Origin of the sequence: Photobacterium sp. GB-72 (genome assembly GCF_003026095.1) — a bacterium.
GTDB lineage: Bacteria > Pseudomonadota > Gammaproteobacteria > Enterobacterales > Vibrionaceae > Photobacterium.
Map to the genome: position 1 here is coordinate 54071 of NZ_PYNV01000001.1, position 15057 is coordinate 69127.

The 15057-nt window shown below is 38.3% G+C and carries 13 protein-coding genes; 6 read left to right on the plus strand and 7 right to left on the minus strand.

Features of this window, described 5'->3' with window-relative positions:
- Window positions 1–262: 262 nt before the first annotated feature.
- On the minus strand, window positions 263–568 hold the full coding sequence (locus C9J40_RS00265; RefSeq protein ID WP_107205881.1) for a hypothetical protein: 306 nt from the start codon (window positions 566–568) through the stop codon (window positions 263–265).
- Window positions 569–1123: 555 nt separating this feature from the next.
- Here C9J40_RS00265 and C9J40_RS00270 point away from each other — a divergent pair.
- Window positions 1124–2137, plus strand: a complete 1014-nt coding sequence (locus C9J40_RS00270) for a ribonuclease T2 (RefSeq protein WP_107245312.1) — start codon at window positions 1124–1126, stop codon at window positions 2135–2137.
- A gap of 564 nt (window positions 2138–2701) precedes the next feature.
- Entirely contained in the window at window positions 2702–4204 is a 1503-nt protein-coding gene (locus tag C9J40_RS00275) for a sodium:alanine symporter family protein (RefSeq protein WP_107205879.1), read from the plus strand.
- A gap of 68 nt (window positions 4205–4272) precedes the next feature.
- Here the strand turns inward: C9J40_RS00275 and C9J40_RS00280 are convergent, their stop codons facing one another.
- The gene (locus tag C9J40_RS00280) at window positions 4273–4854 is read right to left on the minus strand and encodes a glutathione peroxidase (protein ID WP_107245314.1); all 582 of its coding nucleotides are present in this window, start codon (window positions 4852–4854) and stop codon (window positions 4273–4275) included.
- Window positions 4855–4962: 108 nt separating this feature from the next.
- The gene (locus C9J40_RS00285; RefSeq protein ID WP_005367462.1) at window positions 4963–5244 is read right to left on the minus strand and encodes a hypothetical protein; all 282 of its coding nucleotides are present in this window, start codon (window positions 5242–5244) and stop codon (window positions 4963–4965) included.
- Window positions 5245–5534: 290 nt separating this feature from the next.
- On the opposite strand from C9J40_RS00285, the gene C9J40_RS00290 reads away from it, so the two are divergent.
- Both C9J40_RS00290 and C9J40_RS00295 read left to right on the plus strand, forming a co-directional pair.
- On the plus strand, window positions 5535–5900 hold the full coding sequence (locus C9J40_RS00290) for a hypothetical protein (RefSeq protein WP_107205877.1): 366 nt from the start codon (window positions 5535–5537) through the stop codon (window positions 5898–5900).
- A 211-nt stretch (window positions 5901–6111) separates the two neighbouring features.
- Window positions 6112–8052, plus strand: coding sequence for an FUSC family protein (locus C9J40_RS00295; RefSeq protein ID WP_107205876.1), 1941 nt, complete (start codon window positions 6112–6114; stop codon window positions 8050–8052).
- Window positions 8053–8082: 30 nt separating this feature from the next.
- On the opposite strand, the gene C9J40_RS00300 is transcribed toward C9J40_RS00295, so the two are convergent.
- From C9J40_RS00300 to C9J40_RS00315, 4 genes are all read right to left on the minus strand, one after another.
- Window positions 8083–8781 carry a hypothetical protein gene (locus C9J40_RS00300; RefSeq protein ID WP_107245315.1) on the minus strand — a complete coding sequence of 233 codons (699 nt, stop codon included), beginning with the start codon at window positions 8779–8781 and terminating at the stop codon, window positions 8083–8085.
- A gap of 95 nt (window positions 8782–8876) precedes the next feature.
- The gene (locus C9J40_RS00305; RefSeq protein ID WP_107205874.1) at window positions 8877–9344 is read right to left on the minus strand and encodes a hypothetical protein; all 468 of its coding nucleotides are present in this window, start codon (window positions 9342–9344) and stop codon (window positions 8877–8879) included.
- 54 nt (window positions 9345–9398) lie between these two features.
- Window positions 9399–10001, minus strand: coding sequence for an HAD family phosphatase (locus C9J40_RS00310; RefSeq protein ID WP_107245317.1), 603 nt, complete (start codon window positions 9999–10001; stop codon window positions 9399–9401).
- Window positions 10002–10030: 29 nt separating this feature from the next.
- Window positions 10031–10639, minus strand: a complete 609-nt coding sequence (locus C9J40_RS00315) for a TetR/AcrR family transcriptional regulator (RefSeq protein WP_107205872.1) — start codon at window positions 10637–10639, stop codon at window positions 10031–10033.
- A 134-nt stretch (window positions 10640–10773) separates the two neighbouring features.
- Here C9J40_RS00315 and C9J40_RS00320 point away from each other — a divergent pair, with 134 nt between their 5' ends.
- A complete protein-coding gene (locus C9J40_RS00320; protein WP_107245319.1) occupies window positions 10774–11925 on the plus strand; it encodes an efflux RND transporter periplasmic adaptor subunit in 1152 nt (383 codons plus the stop codon).
- A gap of 1 nt (window position 11926) precedes the next feature.
- Window positions 11927–15019, plus strand: coding sequence for an efflux RND transporter permease subunit (locus tag C9J40_RS00325; protein WP_107245321.1), 3093 nt, complete (start codon window positions 11927–11929; stop codon window positions 15017–15019).
- Window positions 15020–15057: the final 38 nt, after the last annotated feature.

A 15057-nucleotide genomic window follows, 5' to 3' on the forward strand; every position in this document is an offset into this window, starting at 1 on the left:
GTCGAATTATCATTTCATTAAAAGAAACATCGTGGAAAATTGGACTATCAAGTAATATAGATAGGCTAATAGAAGGCATGAACAAGCGTACGCAGAGCATTGAATAAGCATACGCTCTGCATACGACAGCAATTCGGAGTAATAAAGCAATCTATTATGAATGCGATATATAATTTACATATAAAAGACGATACAAACCTTGTTGTATATTCTATATATAATTATCATTCTTTTTATAAATCAATAAACTGCTTTTTACTGTTTAATCTTCATATTCATCATCTAACAGCTCATAAGGAGAAACATCATCTTTTTCCATCATGGCTAATATTTCAATCATACGCGTTTGGCGTGATTCTTGTTTAAATTCATGCAGAACAGCAATAAGGTTGTTTATTTTTTGGAGTGGTATTCTTTTAATCACTGCTTTTTGACGACCCGGGACTTCATCGGCAAAATCAATCAAAATTTGGCGGTAGTCGACACGTGTTTCTTTAACAACGCCCGTCTCTTCTACACTCTTTAACATTGCACTCAGCGCTTTTTCTGCAGCTGCGAAACTATCCATTAATTACCTCGAGGACACAAATTCGCTACGGTAAAAGTACCGTATCATTTATTCGTAAAATTACTAATACCAAGCTTGATTTTGCATTAGTTTCTACATATTTAGTCTTAATGATATTAACCTCCCAACAAAGGATCGTGGGATGATAACTGTAAACACTAATGAGTTGTTCACCAAGTAGGTCTTATGCTTTAATTATAATTGAAATTTACAATTTCGTATAACAGGGAGTGTTACTTAGACAGATATTACTCTCTGTTTTGATGATTGTGAATACATAATTAAGTAAAAATTTAATTCATAACTTAGAACACACTGGCCACTAATAGAATTGTACAAAAAAAAAGGGCACAATAATGACTCGTCATTCATATTTATAACCAGAATCACATATTGATTATTGTCACTATCATGATGTTTCAATTGAGATTTGTCTAGATAGACTGGTCGATAGCTAAAATCTAACTTTTACAATGACAAAAAGTCACAACTATTAAGGTTTATAAAATAATAGACTATAGTTAGCGCCATATCATCTTTGTTATAGGTTTTACTGTGCGTAAACATCAACAAACACTAACAGCGCTTTGCTTAGGTACACTTTTCTCTTTCTCTAGTTTTGGCTCTTATGCCTCTATTGCCACATCTGGTGGTTTTACAGCAACACAAAATTGCGAAGCCTTCCAATCCTTTCGTAAGCAAACGAACCCTGACGACACTAAACTTGTCGTCGGTAAACAATATCAAATAAAGGCACTCAATGAACGCGATTATCGCTGGGTTCATATACTTGTGCCAGATGCTAAACCTGCTGTTCGCTGGGTAAGTAAAGATTGCGGTACTGTGGATTTAAGCCAAAGCATCAGCGCCCCCGTCAAAAAGCATGACAACAAATATTCGAACTCTCGTAAAAGTTGCAGCACTGTGGGAGATTTTGATTCTTATGTCTTAGCACTTACTTGGCAGCCAGGTTTTTGTGAACACTTTCGCTATAAAGGTACAAAGCCTGAATGTAATGCAATTAACGATGGTAAGTTAAAAATCACCAACCTAACATTGCATGGCTTGTGGCCGAATAAAGCCAGTTGCGGAACCACCTATGGTTACTGTGATCGTTACGCTCGATTAGACCTTTCTCGTAATACCATAAACCAAATTGCACCGTGGATGCCTAACTTCTATTACCAAACAAAGTTTGGTGAATATGAGTGGAAGAAACATGGTACTTGTCAAACGCGTGATGCTAACGACTACTTCTTAACAGCAACAAAGCTGGTTGAAAAAGTAGACGCCTCTCCTATTGGCTTATTTATTAAAGATAATATAGGTCGTAACGTTTCTGTATCTAGTTTCAAGAAGAAACTCGTTGCCAGCTTTGGTAACAATGCCGTTGATCGTATCAGTCTATCTTGTACTCAGGGTAAATACCTCAATGAAGTACGCCTTAATTTAGGAAAAGATATCGATTTGAGTAAACCTATTGTTGATTTACTTAATGCTGGTCCAAAAGGCAGAGCGTTTTACGGAAACTGCCGTAAAATAATTTATATCGAAGATTCTGGTAAATAATATAAAAGGGATAAACATTGTTTATCCCTTACTCTTCACATGTATATTCTTATACAGTGTAAATGTCATTCAATATAATCATATATATGACTATTTATCTCCATTTACACTCCTCTCAATCTACTGTTAATTCTCTTATCTCGCGCGTTATAAAAAAATAAAATGCCACTTAAAAAGTTTAAATCGCTCGAATATTCTTAACCTGTGATAATGCACAGTGTTTATTTGAGTAAGTTCACTATCACCGTATACAAAAATATAACTAATTGATTAAAATAAATAAAACACTGTAACACACAGCGAAATGTAACGCGTTACATAGAATTGATTCTTTTTTTGTGATATAAACCCACTTGGATTTTTAGTGATTCGTGCTACCTTTCATCGCCTTTAGAGCAGCTAAGTCGGTGAGATGGTTGTGATATGTTCACTATAGAATATTCATTCATATTAATTATAAAAAATACCATCATACAAGCCGATAAATTAAGAACACTCACTAAATATGAATGTTCCTATTCACTTAATTATCTTGATGATTAAGTTTTATTTACAGGAAAAATTATGAATTCTACGAATGAAAATTTGCTTACAACTATTAACGATAGTCTGTTAGCAATCATTGGTTCAATCAATGGTGTACTGTGGGGACAAGTATTAGTGTATTTACTCGTAGGCGTGGGTATTTATTTCTCTCTACGTTTAGGTTTTATACAAATCCGTCAATTCGGACATGCGATTAAGGTGCTTAGAAGTGGCCGTGAACTTGAAAATGGAATCAGTTCATACCAAGTATTTTGTACATCAATGGCGGCGCGTGTTGGTACCGGTAATATGGCAGGTATTGCAGTAGCCTTAAGCATTGGTGGACCTGGTGCTATTTTCTGGATGTGGGTTATAGCTTTATTTGGTATGGCAACCGCGTTTATTGAATCCACTCTTGCGCAAGTATACAAAGTAAAAGACGTTGATGGTCAATATCGTGGCGGCCCTGCTTATTATATGGAAAAGGGCTTAGGCAAGCGTTGGATGGGAACGCTATTTTCTATCTGCTTAATTATCGCGTTTGGCTTTGTATTTAACGCAGTTCAAGCAAATACGATTACAGATGCGCTTCACCACTCTTTTGGTTTTAATGAAACAACTCAAGGCATCGTACTCGTCATCTTTTCTGCTTTCTTTATTATGGGCGGTCTTCGCCGTGTTGCTTCAGCATCAGCTAAAATTGTTCCTGTGATGGCAATTGGTTACCTCGCTATTGCTGTTATCGTCGTAATAATGAATATCACAGAAATCCCTGCTGTTCTTTCTCTTATTGTGAAGAGTGCATTTGGCTGGCAAGAAGCGGCTGCAGGCGGTGTCGCATTTACAATTTCACAAGCAATGCAAACCGGTATTGCACGTGGTTTGTTCTCAAATGAAGCGGGTATGGGCTCGGCTGCTAATATCGCAGCAAGTGCAACACCAAACCCTAACCACCCTGCCTCACAAGGCTTTGTACAAATGCTAGGTGTATTTGTTGATACTATTGTTATCTGTACTGCATCTGCTGCGATGATCATGCTTTCTGGTGTGATGGATATGCCAAATGCGGGTCAAGGTATTAGCTTATTACAAACCGCACTGTCTAACGAATTAGGTAACTGGACAACATACTTTATTGCCGCAGCAATCTTGTTATTTTGTTTTTCATCAATTATTGCAAACTACTCATACGCTGAAACAAATATCATGTTCCTAAATGGTAATACCAAAAAAGGTCTGATGCTTTTCCGCTTGTGTGTACTAGGCATGGTGATGTTTGGCTCAGTCGCTTCTCTACCTGTGGTATGGAACTTAGCTGATGCATCCATGGGCTTAATGGCATTTGTTAATATCGTAGCGCTAATTTTCTTATCAAAATTAGCTATCCGCGTTATTAAAGATTACGAGCATCAGATAAAACAAGGAAAAACGCCTGAGTTTGACCGTTCTAAATTCCCAGAGCTTGAAGATCTTGACGGTGCATGGCACCCCGATACCATTGCGAAAGCGCGCCGTAAACACGGTAACCATTTCACTAAATAATCTATAAGCGTTTTTAAAAGCCAGTATTGATATTCAATACTGGCTTTTTTCTTTTCTAATCTCCGATATTACATCTTCAATTGTTGCGTAATTGCAGCAACCATTTCATCACTTGTTGGTGATAGACTTGATGGAAATACGCCGACTACTTGCCCTTGTTTATTTAATAAATACTTTTGGAAATTCCACCCAACCGACTTACCAGACTGTGCGATTAAATGTTTATAGAATGGATTGGCCTTACTTCCCTTAACACTTGTTTTTGTCATCATAGGAAACGTTACGCCATAATTGCTATAGCAGATATTAGCCGTTTGCTGATCGCTACCTCTATCTTGCTTAAAGTCATTAGATGGAAAACCAATAACCACCAATCCCCTGTCTTTATACCTTTTATATAATTCTTCCAGCTGTTTAAATTGAGGTGTAAAACCACATTGGCTAGCCGTATTCACCACTAATACCACTTTGCCAGTCAATTGCTGGCAAAAATCATAATACTCATCGCTATTGAGTTTCTTTAAAGGATGTTGATAGAGCGTTGGGCAACTTGAAGCATTCGCTGATGTTGTAACAAGAGAAGTAAAAAGGATCGAACTTATTAATAAAATAAGTCGTAAAATAAAACGATTATTACTAACCACTTGCATGCTGTTTCCCTTCTATTTATCAATTAATTATTTAGCTAATTAGTCAACAATACGAAAAAGGGCTAAAGAAAGTTTATTTCTTTAGCCACTATTGAAGAGAATAAAACATTAGATATAACCGTTTTGAAATTTCCACGCCTCGCTCATCTTATCAATAACACAAGCAGGCAATGGTCGATGTGCTTTAGCTGGCTGCGTAGCAATATTTCGATAACCGCACCGTTTTAAGCGCAAATCAAACGCACGATCGATTTGCATTCCAGCACGAGCGAGATCCCAACGAAATACTCGGAGAGCTAAATATTCATGCTGCTCTAATTCACCTCCAAATGGGTATTTAAGCACTTTATTGTACGCCGTTTTTGCTAAATCGAAGTTCACTTGAATCATAAGTTCCTCCTTAGCTTTCAGCCATTAATATAAATTATCGGCTAACTTCAAGCTAAAACGTTACAGTGTCGCAAGCAAGCTTTTTCGCAATAGAAATGACAAGAAAGTGCAAATTTAGATAAATAATGTGATGTAAATCCGCTGATAATTGGTTGTTAATAGTAAATATGGCTAACAATCAAACAAAGCATAAAGAGATCTACCATCGATTTTGCTTTTCGGTAAGAAAGGCTTTTATCCGTAATTAAGCTGAATTATTATGCTTTATCGAACAACGCTAGGAACTCAATATGCAACAAATTAAAATCGCCGCTAATTCGCAGATTGCCGTTATTTTTAAGACTTGGTCATCTGAATGGGAATCGGAAGTGGAAGCAGATAAAAAAGATGCTGCGAACAAATTCCATACAGTTTATAACATTGCCGCTGAGTTGTTCGCAAAAGGCGGAGAAATTGAAATTTCTTTTATTTCTGCGCTATTTAATGATTGTAAGCAAAAGACTGAAATGGCAGAGCAAATGATCAGCAAGATCAAAGCTAGCCTAAAAGATGATCCAGAACGAGCAGAGAAATACATCGCTAAAGTTAATACCGCAGCGCAAGATGCTGCATTTTCGATGAACTACCTTGGCCAACTACTCTTAAAATCAGCTTAATGTCGCCACTTTCTAGAGCCCTTAACACAAGGGCTTTATTGCATTTATTTGCTGCAATATTTAACTAATAAGCACTAAATAAGTCTTATACTGAGAATCCTCTTGTAAAGCCTCTTTCATGGGCATACATTACGCTATAATATACCTCTTACGAATTCCGTTAGTTTTATACTAACTCATCTCTATATTTCTTGCGTTTGTACTGTAACTAATGAAAAAGCACTCTCTTCGCTCTCTATGGTCTCGTTGGTTTTCTAATGCGGCAGATATACCTGACTCTATTCGCATTACCATTCCTATGGTGATGTCACTCGGCTTATTCTATTTTTTTGGTTTTACCGCTGCTGGAATATCAGGACTCATCACCGCTTGGCTACTCGGCACTCAAGCGCGCGATCTCCCCTATTTAAAGCGCTTACAAATCTTATTGATCTCAGTGCTTTTAACCGCTTTATCAACCTACCTCGCTTTTAGTGTCTTTGATAACTTATGGCTTAGCGCCATTACATTATGTAGCATTGCAATTGTATATGGCTTGATGTCTAACCAACGTCCGCATATTCGTTCGTTTGGTTATAATTTTGGTTTCACTTACATTATGTCCATTCATTTTGCGAGCACCGAAAATTCCTTTTTCATCATTCTGTTCGCGAACCTGTTTGCCGCAGGCAGTGTAATACTAACGTCACTGATCTTATGGCCTTTTTTCAAAGGACGTATTTTACAAAACCATATACACTCAGTGACGTTTACTCTTGCTGACTGGCTAAATACAGTCCGTTTAACCGATGATGAATCTGTTCTAGAAGAGAAACGACAGCAATTTTATTTATGCGCGCACAAAGTCGCTTACTACAGCAATTCAATTACTTCAGTTAAACGAACTGAACAAGTGCGTATGGATTTACAACGTTCACTTGAAGTTGCTGAATATGTAATTAGTCTTGAGCGTATTTTAAGTTTCAATTTACAAGAAAATACGCGCAGCCGTTTATCTAATTGGATTGAGCAAGCTGCGAGAGAAATCAAACACCACCAGCAAATTACAGCGATCTTTGATGTCAACGAGCATAAAAACAACCAATACATTGTCGATTTATTAGAACAACTTAAGCGCTGTTATAATTTCTCAACCTTTTCTACACTCGATTACAGTAAAAATATTTATCTTTTCACCTCAGATACGGTGTCCTTTTTACGTAATTTTAAGCATGCTTTACATCTTAAATCTAAAGAATGGCGACACGGTGGTAAAATAGCCATTACATTAGCGATTACGCAATTTTTAACGATTTTCTATCAAATCCCTCAAGGTTATTGGATTTCATTAACAGCCTTTATTGTATTACTCACCTCGTCAATAGGTGTAACTAACCACCGCATTTGGCATCGTTTTTATGGTACTGCATTAGGCGGTTTATATAGCTTTGTATGCTTATATTTTTTTCCAAATCAACACTTGATTATACTAACTAGCATCTCTGTCTTTTTTGCTTTTACGACATACCATAAAGAGCGCTATGACATTCACGTATTCTGGTTAACATCGATGATTGTATTCTCTATCAGCTTACTCTCACCGGATAATACCTATGTGACGTTTTATCGTATTATTGATACCTTATTTGGTGTAACCATTGCCTTTTCTATTAATTATTTTGTCGCGCCGAGTTGGACAATGCGTTGGTTAGATCTCTATATTGCACGCATGATACGCTCACAGATTTTGTATGTAACAGTACTCAATAAGCCACTGTTTGAGCAGAAACTAAACCTGTACAAAGCACAGGATAATTATTATGCCCTTAAAGCTGAGATATTTAATTTACTAAAAGAACCAAATCTTAGCCCTCGTACCTCTCAAGATTGGAAGAGTTTGTTGGTTATCTTACGCCGTTTAAGTGATTCACTTTTATTAGCAACCAAGCTTGGACTGAATACTCCTGATGATAATAACTATACCCAGAAGTGGATTAAACAGCTTTCTGACATTGAAAAACGATTCCCACAACGATATGAGATAGATCAACCTATTGATATTGATACGGATAATTATGAACATTCGGCTGATATGCTATGTTCATTAATTGAAGAAGATATTAATCAATTAGAATTGTGGCTATGTTATCAACAAGCATTTCCATTAAAATAAGCTAGGTTTACAGTTCAGAAAAATCTACTTTCACTGTTTATTTTGAGAGTCATTCACCCTTCTAACACTGCCAGTCGCAACATTCACGGCTAAGTAATGTTGCTGACTGTTAGCATTATCAAGTTCTTCATAACTAAATAAATAGCAGGTTTGACAATCAAAAATCGGCTGGTTGTAATCAAGCTCTAAATTAGTCCCGTTCGCTTGATAATATTCACTATCTATTGCTAATCCTACGGCTTCTAATGCTTGTGCTTTATCCGTATATTTAGCTGCTGTCGTTATCTTTTCATTATAGGTTTTATCTGAATATTGAATGATATACGTTTGATTATTAGATGTTAATAAAATATCTTTCCAACCGTTATTCGTATCATCACCTACCAACACAGGTTGTTGAATTTTTTCCCACTTTGCCATTAATTGATATTGGTCATCAAATAAATAGGCCTTACACTCATCTTTCTCACAATAACGTTCGCTCTGCATAAGCACAAAGGTTTCTTCTTTACCGTTATTATTTAAATCCGCTCGCCCATAGAGGTAATAAGGTAATTTCTGATCAGTATTAGGTAAGGTTTTATCTGGGGGTAAGATCTGTTTTTCTATCGCGGAGGCTAACTTTTCTTCCATACTTTGTTGATGTACTTCTTGTTCCCTTAACGCAAACACAACAAGAGCAATTACAGTGATGACAATAGAATAAAATACAATGTGGCGGTGTCCCATAATGCCTTCCTATTGATAACAACACACTCGCTCCTATTAGTGTAAGTCTAATTCAGCATCCTTGCTTTTATTGCTATAAGAACAGTTGTAATAATCTATCCATTCAACTGTTTTTTCTCATCAATGCGTTTACGGTGCCAGATAGAATAATGACGTAATCCCGCTGGACCATGGGCAATAAATACTGAAAGTAAAATCACTGCTATATAGATATGTGCTTGATGTGCTGGAAGCCAAATAATAGATAACAACATGAATAATTTAACAAAGGTTAAAATACCTTTAAGCTGAATGAGCCATAGTTTTGAACGATAAATTTCTAGCGACATCATGGTAACACCGCTCATCATGGCTAAAACCCACCAATTGATCCAAAGTGCTTTATCAACAGCGAACATAAAACCAGCACTAGATACTGCAACCCCTAAAATATGTAGTGCTCTGATGGTTGTTTTTGCTAAACGCTGGCACCAAAATCGCGTTTCAGAAATAGTGTAAGGCTGGCCTTTATTCGGGTGTGGTTTATGTGTTCCACGTTGATGCGTTGATTTTTTATCGGTCATAATCGTCGGTATTAAGCGAGTAGGCGCGCAAGCATAACTGATCTTCAGTTAACACTACATATTTGCAGGGCGGAATTCTTTCATTTCTCCACCAGCGACTAAATAACAGTCCATGCCTGCCGATTTAGCTGCTTGGCAACCTAATTCGGTATCTTCAAACACCACACAATCTTGTACTGCAATACCTAATTTTTGTGCCGCTAATAAGAACGTTTCAGGAAGCGGTTTATGCTGTGTAACATCATTGGCAGTGACAATAGCATCAAGATACGGCATTAAGCCTGCACTGGTTAAAATTTCTTCAGTGTGGCGACGCTGACATCCCGTCCCTATTGCAGTTGGAATACCTTTCGATTTTGCTTGTTTCAATACCTCGAAAGTCCCCGTTATCACCTCACCTTTATGTGTAATATCATCAAAGTGATGGAGTTTTGATTCAGCAAGATAAACAGGATCTACATCTAACTGATATTTTTCAATGAGAGCTTTTGCCGTATTTAAGGTTGGTGAACCGCCCATGGTATAAAACCAATCGTGATCAAAAGGAATATTGTGCGCTTCACACGTGAGTTGCCAAGCATAAATATGAGCTGGCATAGAGTCCACTAAGGTTCCATCCATATCAAAAATGACTGCTTTGTATTTACTAATATCCATTGATTAAATCCCTTCTCAATCGTTTATCGTTACTTTTTTGCGGCGTAACCTGTCATAAATAAATCAACACAGCTTTCAATATAAGCATCATTTTCTTGCTCTGTCATATCACAAGGTTGACCTAGTTGCGCTAAAAATACCATTCGACCATGCAACATTAATAATAACTGCATCGCTGCGTCAGAGGCTGAAATTGAAAAATTCAACACACCTTGTTGCTGTTGAACAGATAAGTATTGAGCCAACATTTCAATAGTCGTTTCAGGTCCGGCAGAAACAAACACTTTAGCCAGATCAGGATGCGATTCTAACTGACGAATCGCTGTTCTATAGGTCAAAATAGCTTCTTCTGTTCGTAAAATCGTTTGAAAACGTTTAGCAAAATCACACAATACATCTCGTGGCTTTCTTCTATCATCTAATGGCAATTTATCCATCTGGCTTTCCATGCATTTAGCACGAATACACGTTTCAAACAGATCATCTTTAGTTTTGAAATGCGCATAAACCGTTTGTTTAGAAACATTCGCAGCCAATGCAATGCTATCCATAGAAATCGCATAACCATGTTGAGTAAAGAGCTCAGTCGCCGCATCTAATATTTGTTGTTTCTTTAATTGACTTCTTGCTGTTAGCAATTTTCCACCTACGAGCACATAAATGCTAATTATTTACATAAATACACGCATTCAAACTAGACAGTCTAGTTTGAATGGTATACTTTTTAGTCATATGGACTTGCCAGTCTAGTTTAATATTAGGATAGCCATTAATGCAACGGATAACCAAATCTTCTTTAGTGTTATATGTGATAATGAGCACTGCTACGCTAACTGGGTGTGATGCGCCAGCAAAAGAAGAAAATAAAGCATCATTACAACTGCTTAGTGTAGACACTCATCAACTCAAGCAACAACAAGAGTTTGCGATTGAGCGTGAATACGTTGGATTTGTTCAAGCAGGTCAACAGGCAAACCTTGGCTTTGAACTCGGCGGTAAAATTGACAGTATTTATGTCAATGTGGGTGACACAGTTCAGCAAGGTGATCCTCTTTTAGCACTCGATACTTTATTACTTGCAACTGAAGCCGACCAATTAAAAGCCCAACAAGCTCAAATATCAGCGCAACTTGAGTTAGTTAATGCTAATTTAAAACGCCAAAAATCACTAAAATCCAAAGGCTTTAGCGCGGCATCGGATATAGATAGCCTGACAAGCCAACGTAAAGAGCTGCAAGCGAACTATCGTCAACTCTCAGCGACCCTTGCAGCAAACCAACTACGGTTAGTGAAATCCACCATTATTGCTCCCTACAGTGGGGTCATCAGCGCCCGTCATGTTTCCCATGGCGATGTTGTAAACGCGGGCTCCCCTACTGTTACTCTGCTGGCGAATAAAAACAAAGAAGTACATATCGGTATTCCTATCGACAAGGTACAAGGCGTGACCCAACAAAAATCATGGACAGTACGAGTAGGTAAAGATACTTACCCTGTCACCTTGCTCAATCCGGGCGCTACCGTGAACCTTAATAGTCGTGCAATTAATTTCCGTTTTTCATTGCCAACGAATGCCAATGTTATTAACGGTCAATTAGCCTATCTCAATTACAACGATACACAACAGCAAGCAGGATTTTGGGTTCCCTTATCAGCGTTAACTGATGGTATTCGCGGTACATGGAATATTTTTGCGGTTGTTGAAAATGGTGCGGGGCCGGAAGTTGAACGACGCTCAGTACAACTCCTCTATGCGGCAAATGATAAAGCCTATATCCAAGGTGCCATTGATGAAGGCGAACAGATTGCCGCAACAGGATTACATCGTTTAGTACCGGGCCAAATCGTAACAATAAACCCAAACGTAACACCGAAACAAAAAACAGCCACCAAGCCAGCATTAACTGACGATAATGGGGCTTAAGATGAAACGTATTCTTTCTAATACTCGCCTACTGGTTTTGGCTGTTGCTTTATTGATCGTTAGTGGTCTTTCTGCCTTATCTTCGTTACCAAGAGCTGAAGATCCAATTATTAACAATCGTAACGCTTCGATTATTACCCATTACCCAGGGGCTACGGCTGAACGTGTTGAAGCGCTCGTTACCGAGAAAATTGAAAATAAACTACGACAAATAGATGATATTAATAACATTACATCGGTTTCTCGTCCGGGTATTTCGCTTGTCAGTATAGAACTAAAAGACAGCGTTACCGATTCAGAACCAGTATGGTCTGATGCAAGAGATAAACTCTCTGATATCACACCGAACCTACCAGAAGGTGCTTCTGTTCCTAATTTAGACAGCGATCATTCTTATGCCTTTACCGTCATTACCGCGCTTACTTGGCAAGGTCGCTCTCCCACAGATTTACTCACTCTACGCCGTTATGCCATTGAACTAGGTAACCGCCTACGTGCACTTAATGGTACAGAGTTTGTTGATGAATATGGCTTACCCGAAGAAGAAGTGGTGGTAAAAATTGATCCTGTTGCCGTTAGTGCATTAGGACGCTCAGCCATTTCTATTTCTTCTGCCATACAAGGTGCAGATGCAAAAAATGCTGCCGGTGAACTGGTAAATGGACAAAGTCGATTTAGTTTAGAAATTGCCGATTCTTTAGACTCACTCGACCGTATCAGACAAGTACCTATCACTATTGATAGTAACGGTCATCTTGTGCGGTTAGAAAATATCGCCACCATTCAACGTCAGCAAACAAACCCAGCAGCTGAGATAGCTGTTATCGATGGAAAGCTCGCTGTTATTGTTGCTGCGCGTATGCAGCCTCATCTACGCGTTGATCAATGGACAAAGAGCGTTAATCACTTTCTGACTCAATTTGAACAAGAGCTCCCGAGTAATATAAAACTCAATCGTATCTTTGAGCAGCAAGGATATACACAAGTTCGTCTTACTGATTTAGCCCAAAATTTATTGCTCGGCTTCTCGCTTATTTTAATCGTATTATTTATTACGCTTGGGATCCGTTCTGCGTTTATTGTGGCACTATCATTGCCACTTACTTGCTTATTCACCCTCGCTTTAATGCATTTTACGGGGTTACCGATGAACCAAATGTCGGTAACGGGGTTAATTGTTGCGCTTGGGATCATGGTCGATAATGCGATTGTAATGGTAGATACTATTCAACATTATCGTAAGAAAGGTTTTGAACGAATCGATGCAGCCTTAAAAGCTATTCAACATTTATGGGTTCCGTTACTCGGCTCAACACTGACAACCATTCTTGCCTTTGCCCCTATTTTCCTAATGCCAGGTCCTGCTGGTGAATTTGTAGGTGCTATTGCTATCACCGTATCTTTTTCTCTGATCGGTTCTTATCTTATTGCTCATACTCTGGTTGCAGGATTTGCAGCGCGTTGGCTTCCTAAACAAACCCAACATAATGAATGGTACCAAACAGGCTTAACCCTACCATGGCTTGCCAATGCATTTGGCAATACCGTAAAAATGGCAATTAAGCGTCCGTTATTAGCGCTCATTACAATGTCAGTATTACCTTTTGTTGGTATCTGGAGTGCATCTCAGTTAACCGAACAATTTTTCCCACCTTCTGATCGTGATATGTTCGAGATCCAAGTGTTTTTACCGCCACAAGCGAGTATCAATGCAACAGAAGCAACCACGGAAAAAATCGATCACTTACTTAAAGAATATAAGGATATCGAACAAGTTAATTGGTTAATTGGGACTAATTTTCCCTCGTTTTACTACAACATGGTCGCCAACCAACAAGGCACACCTAACTTTGCTCAAGCGATGATCAAAACCACTAACTTTAAAGTTGCTAATACGCTGATCCCTAAACTGCAAAAGCAATTAGATAATGCGATCCCAGAGGCGCAAATTTTAATACGTAAGTTAGAACAAGGCCCTCCGTTTAATGCGCCACTTGAAGTACGTTTATACGGCAATAACCTTGATATGTTGAAAACCATTGGTGAAGATATCCGCTTATTGATGGCGAGTACGCCAAATGTCACGCATACCCGTGAAACATTATTATCAGGTTTACCGAAAGTCAGTGTGGATGTGAATGAACAAGCCAGCCAATTAAGTGGTTTAAACCTCTCTCAAATCGCAGATCTCTTGCAAGCATCACTGATTGGGATCACTAACGGCAATATTATCGAAGGTGCAGAAGCAATCCCTATTCGTGTTCGTGTGGATAACCTCTCTCGCGAAAATATGACGAACTTAGCAAACCTTCATATTCCAGTGGTTAATAACCATGCAAGTGAGCAGTTTTCAGGTATTGCTATTTCATCCATTGCTGATCTATCACTGACCCCAACACGTGGTGCAATACCACATCGAAATGGTCAACGCATTAATGTTATTGAAGGTTATTTAGAAGCCGGTGTTTTACCGCAAACAGCATTGAATGCATTTAAAGTAAAGCTCAATCAATACATGACGACATTACCTGCTGGATATACTGTTGAAATTGGGGGGGAATCTGCACAACGAAATAAATCTGTAGGCAACCTCATCACCAATTTATCCATGGTATTTACACTCATGATCATGGTGGTTGTGATTTCATTTAATTCCTTTAGATTAAGTTTGATCATTTTCACCGTTGGCTTTATGGCATCAGGGTTAGGGCTGCTCTCAGTATGGCTGTTTAATTATCCGTTTGGCTTTACCGTCATTATTGGTTTACTCGGTTTAATTGGTTTGGCAATAAATGCCGCTATTGTCATCCTTTCCGAGCTAAAAGCAGATCCTAATGCATTAAATGGCGATAAACAGGCCATTCATATTGCCGTAATGAGTTGTACGCGACATATAACCTCAACCACGATTACAACCGTTGGTGGATTTATTCCTCTGATGTTAGAAGGTGGTGGTTTTTGGCCTCCGTTTGCCGTTACCATTGCAGGCGGTACAGTATTAACAACATTACTTTCTTTCTACTTTGTACCTGCTGCTTTTACACTATTAATGAAGCGTAAACAGCAACATGTAATGCCATTACAAACAGCCTAATAAAAACAAAGCCCAATGCTTATCACTTCAAGTGAGGC

Excerpts from the sequence above, each read along its gene's own strand:
- C9J40_RS00265 (WP_107205881.1), bottom strand. The coding sequence starts at position 568 with ATGGATAGTTTCGCAGCTGCAGAAAAAGCGCTGAGTGCAATGTTAAAG.
- C9J40_RS00275 (WP_107205879.1), top strand. The coding sequence starts at position 2,702 with ATGAATTCTACGAATGAAAATTTGCTTACAACTATTAACGATAGTCTG.
- C9J40_RS00280 (WP_107245314.1), bottom strand. The coding sequence starts at position 4,854 with ATGCAAGTGGTTAGTAATAATCGTTTTATTTTACGACTTATTTTATTA.
- C9J40_RS00285 (WP_005367462.1), bottom strand. The coding sequence starts at position 5,244 with ATGATTCAAGTGAACTTCGATTTAGCAAAAACGGCGTACAATAAAGTG.
- C9J40_RS00290 (WP_107205877.1), top strand. The coding sequence starts at position 5,535 with ATGCAACAAATTAAAATCGCCGCTAATTCGCAGATTGCCGTTATTTTT.
- C9J40_RS00295 (WP_107205876.1), top strand. The coding sequence starts at position 6,112 with ATGAAAAAGCACTCTCTTCGCTCTCTATGGTCTCGTTGGTTTTCTAAT.
- C9J40_RS00300 (WP_107245315.1), bottom strand. The coding sequence starts at position 8,781 with ATGGGACACCGCCACATTGTATTTTATTCTATTGTCATCACTGTAATT.
- C9J40_RS00305 (WP_107205874.1), bottom strand. The coding sequence starts at position 9,344 with ATGACCGATAAAAAATCAACGCATCAACGTGGAACACATAAACCACAC.
- C9J40_RS00310 (WP_107245317.1), bottom strand. The coding sequence starts at position 10,001 with ATGGATATTAGTAAATACAAAGCAGTCATTTTTGATATGGATGGAACC.
- C9J40_RS00320 (WP_107245319.1), top strand. The coding sequence starts at position 10,774 with ATGCAACGGATAACCAAATCTTCTTTAGTGTTATATGTGATAATGAGC.
- C9J40_RS00325 (WP_107245321.1), top strand. The coding sequence starts at position 11,927 with ATGAAACGTATTCTTTCTAATACTCGCCTACTGGTTTTGGCTGTTGCT.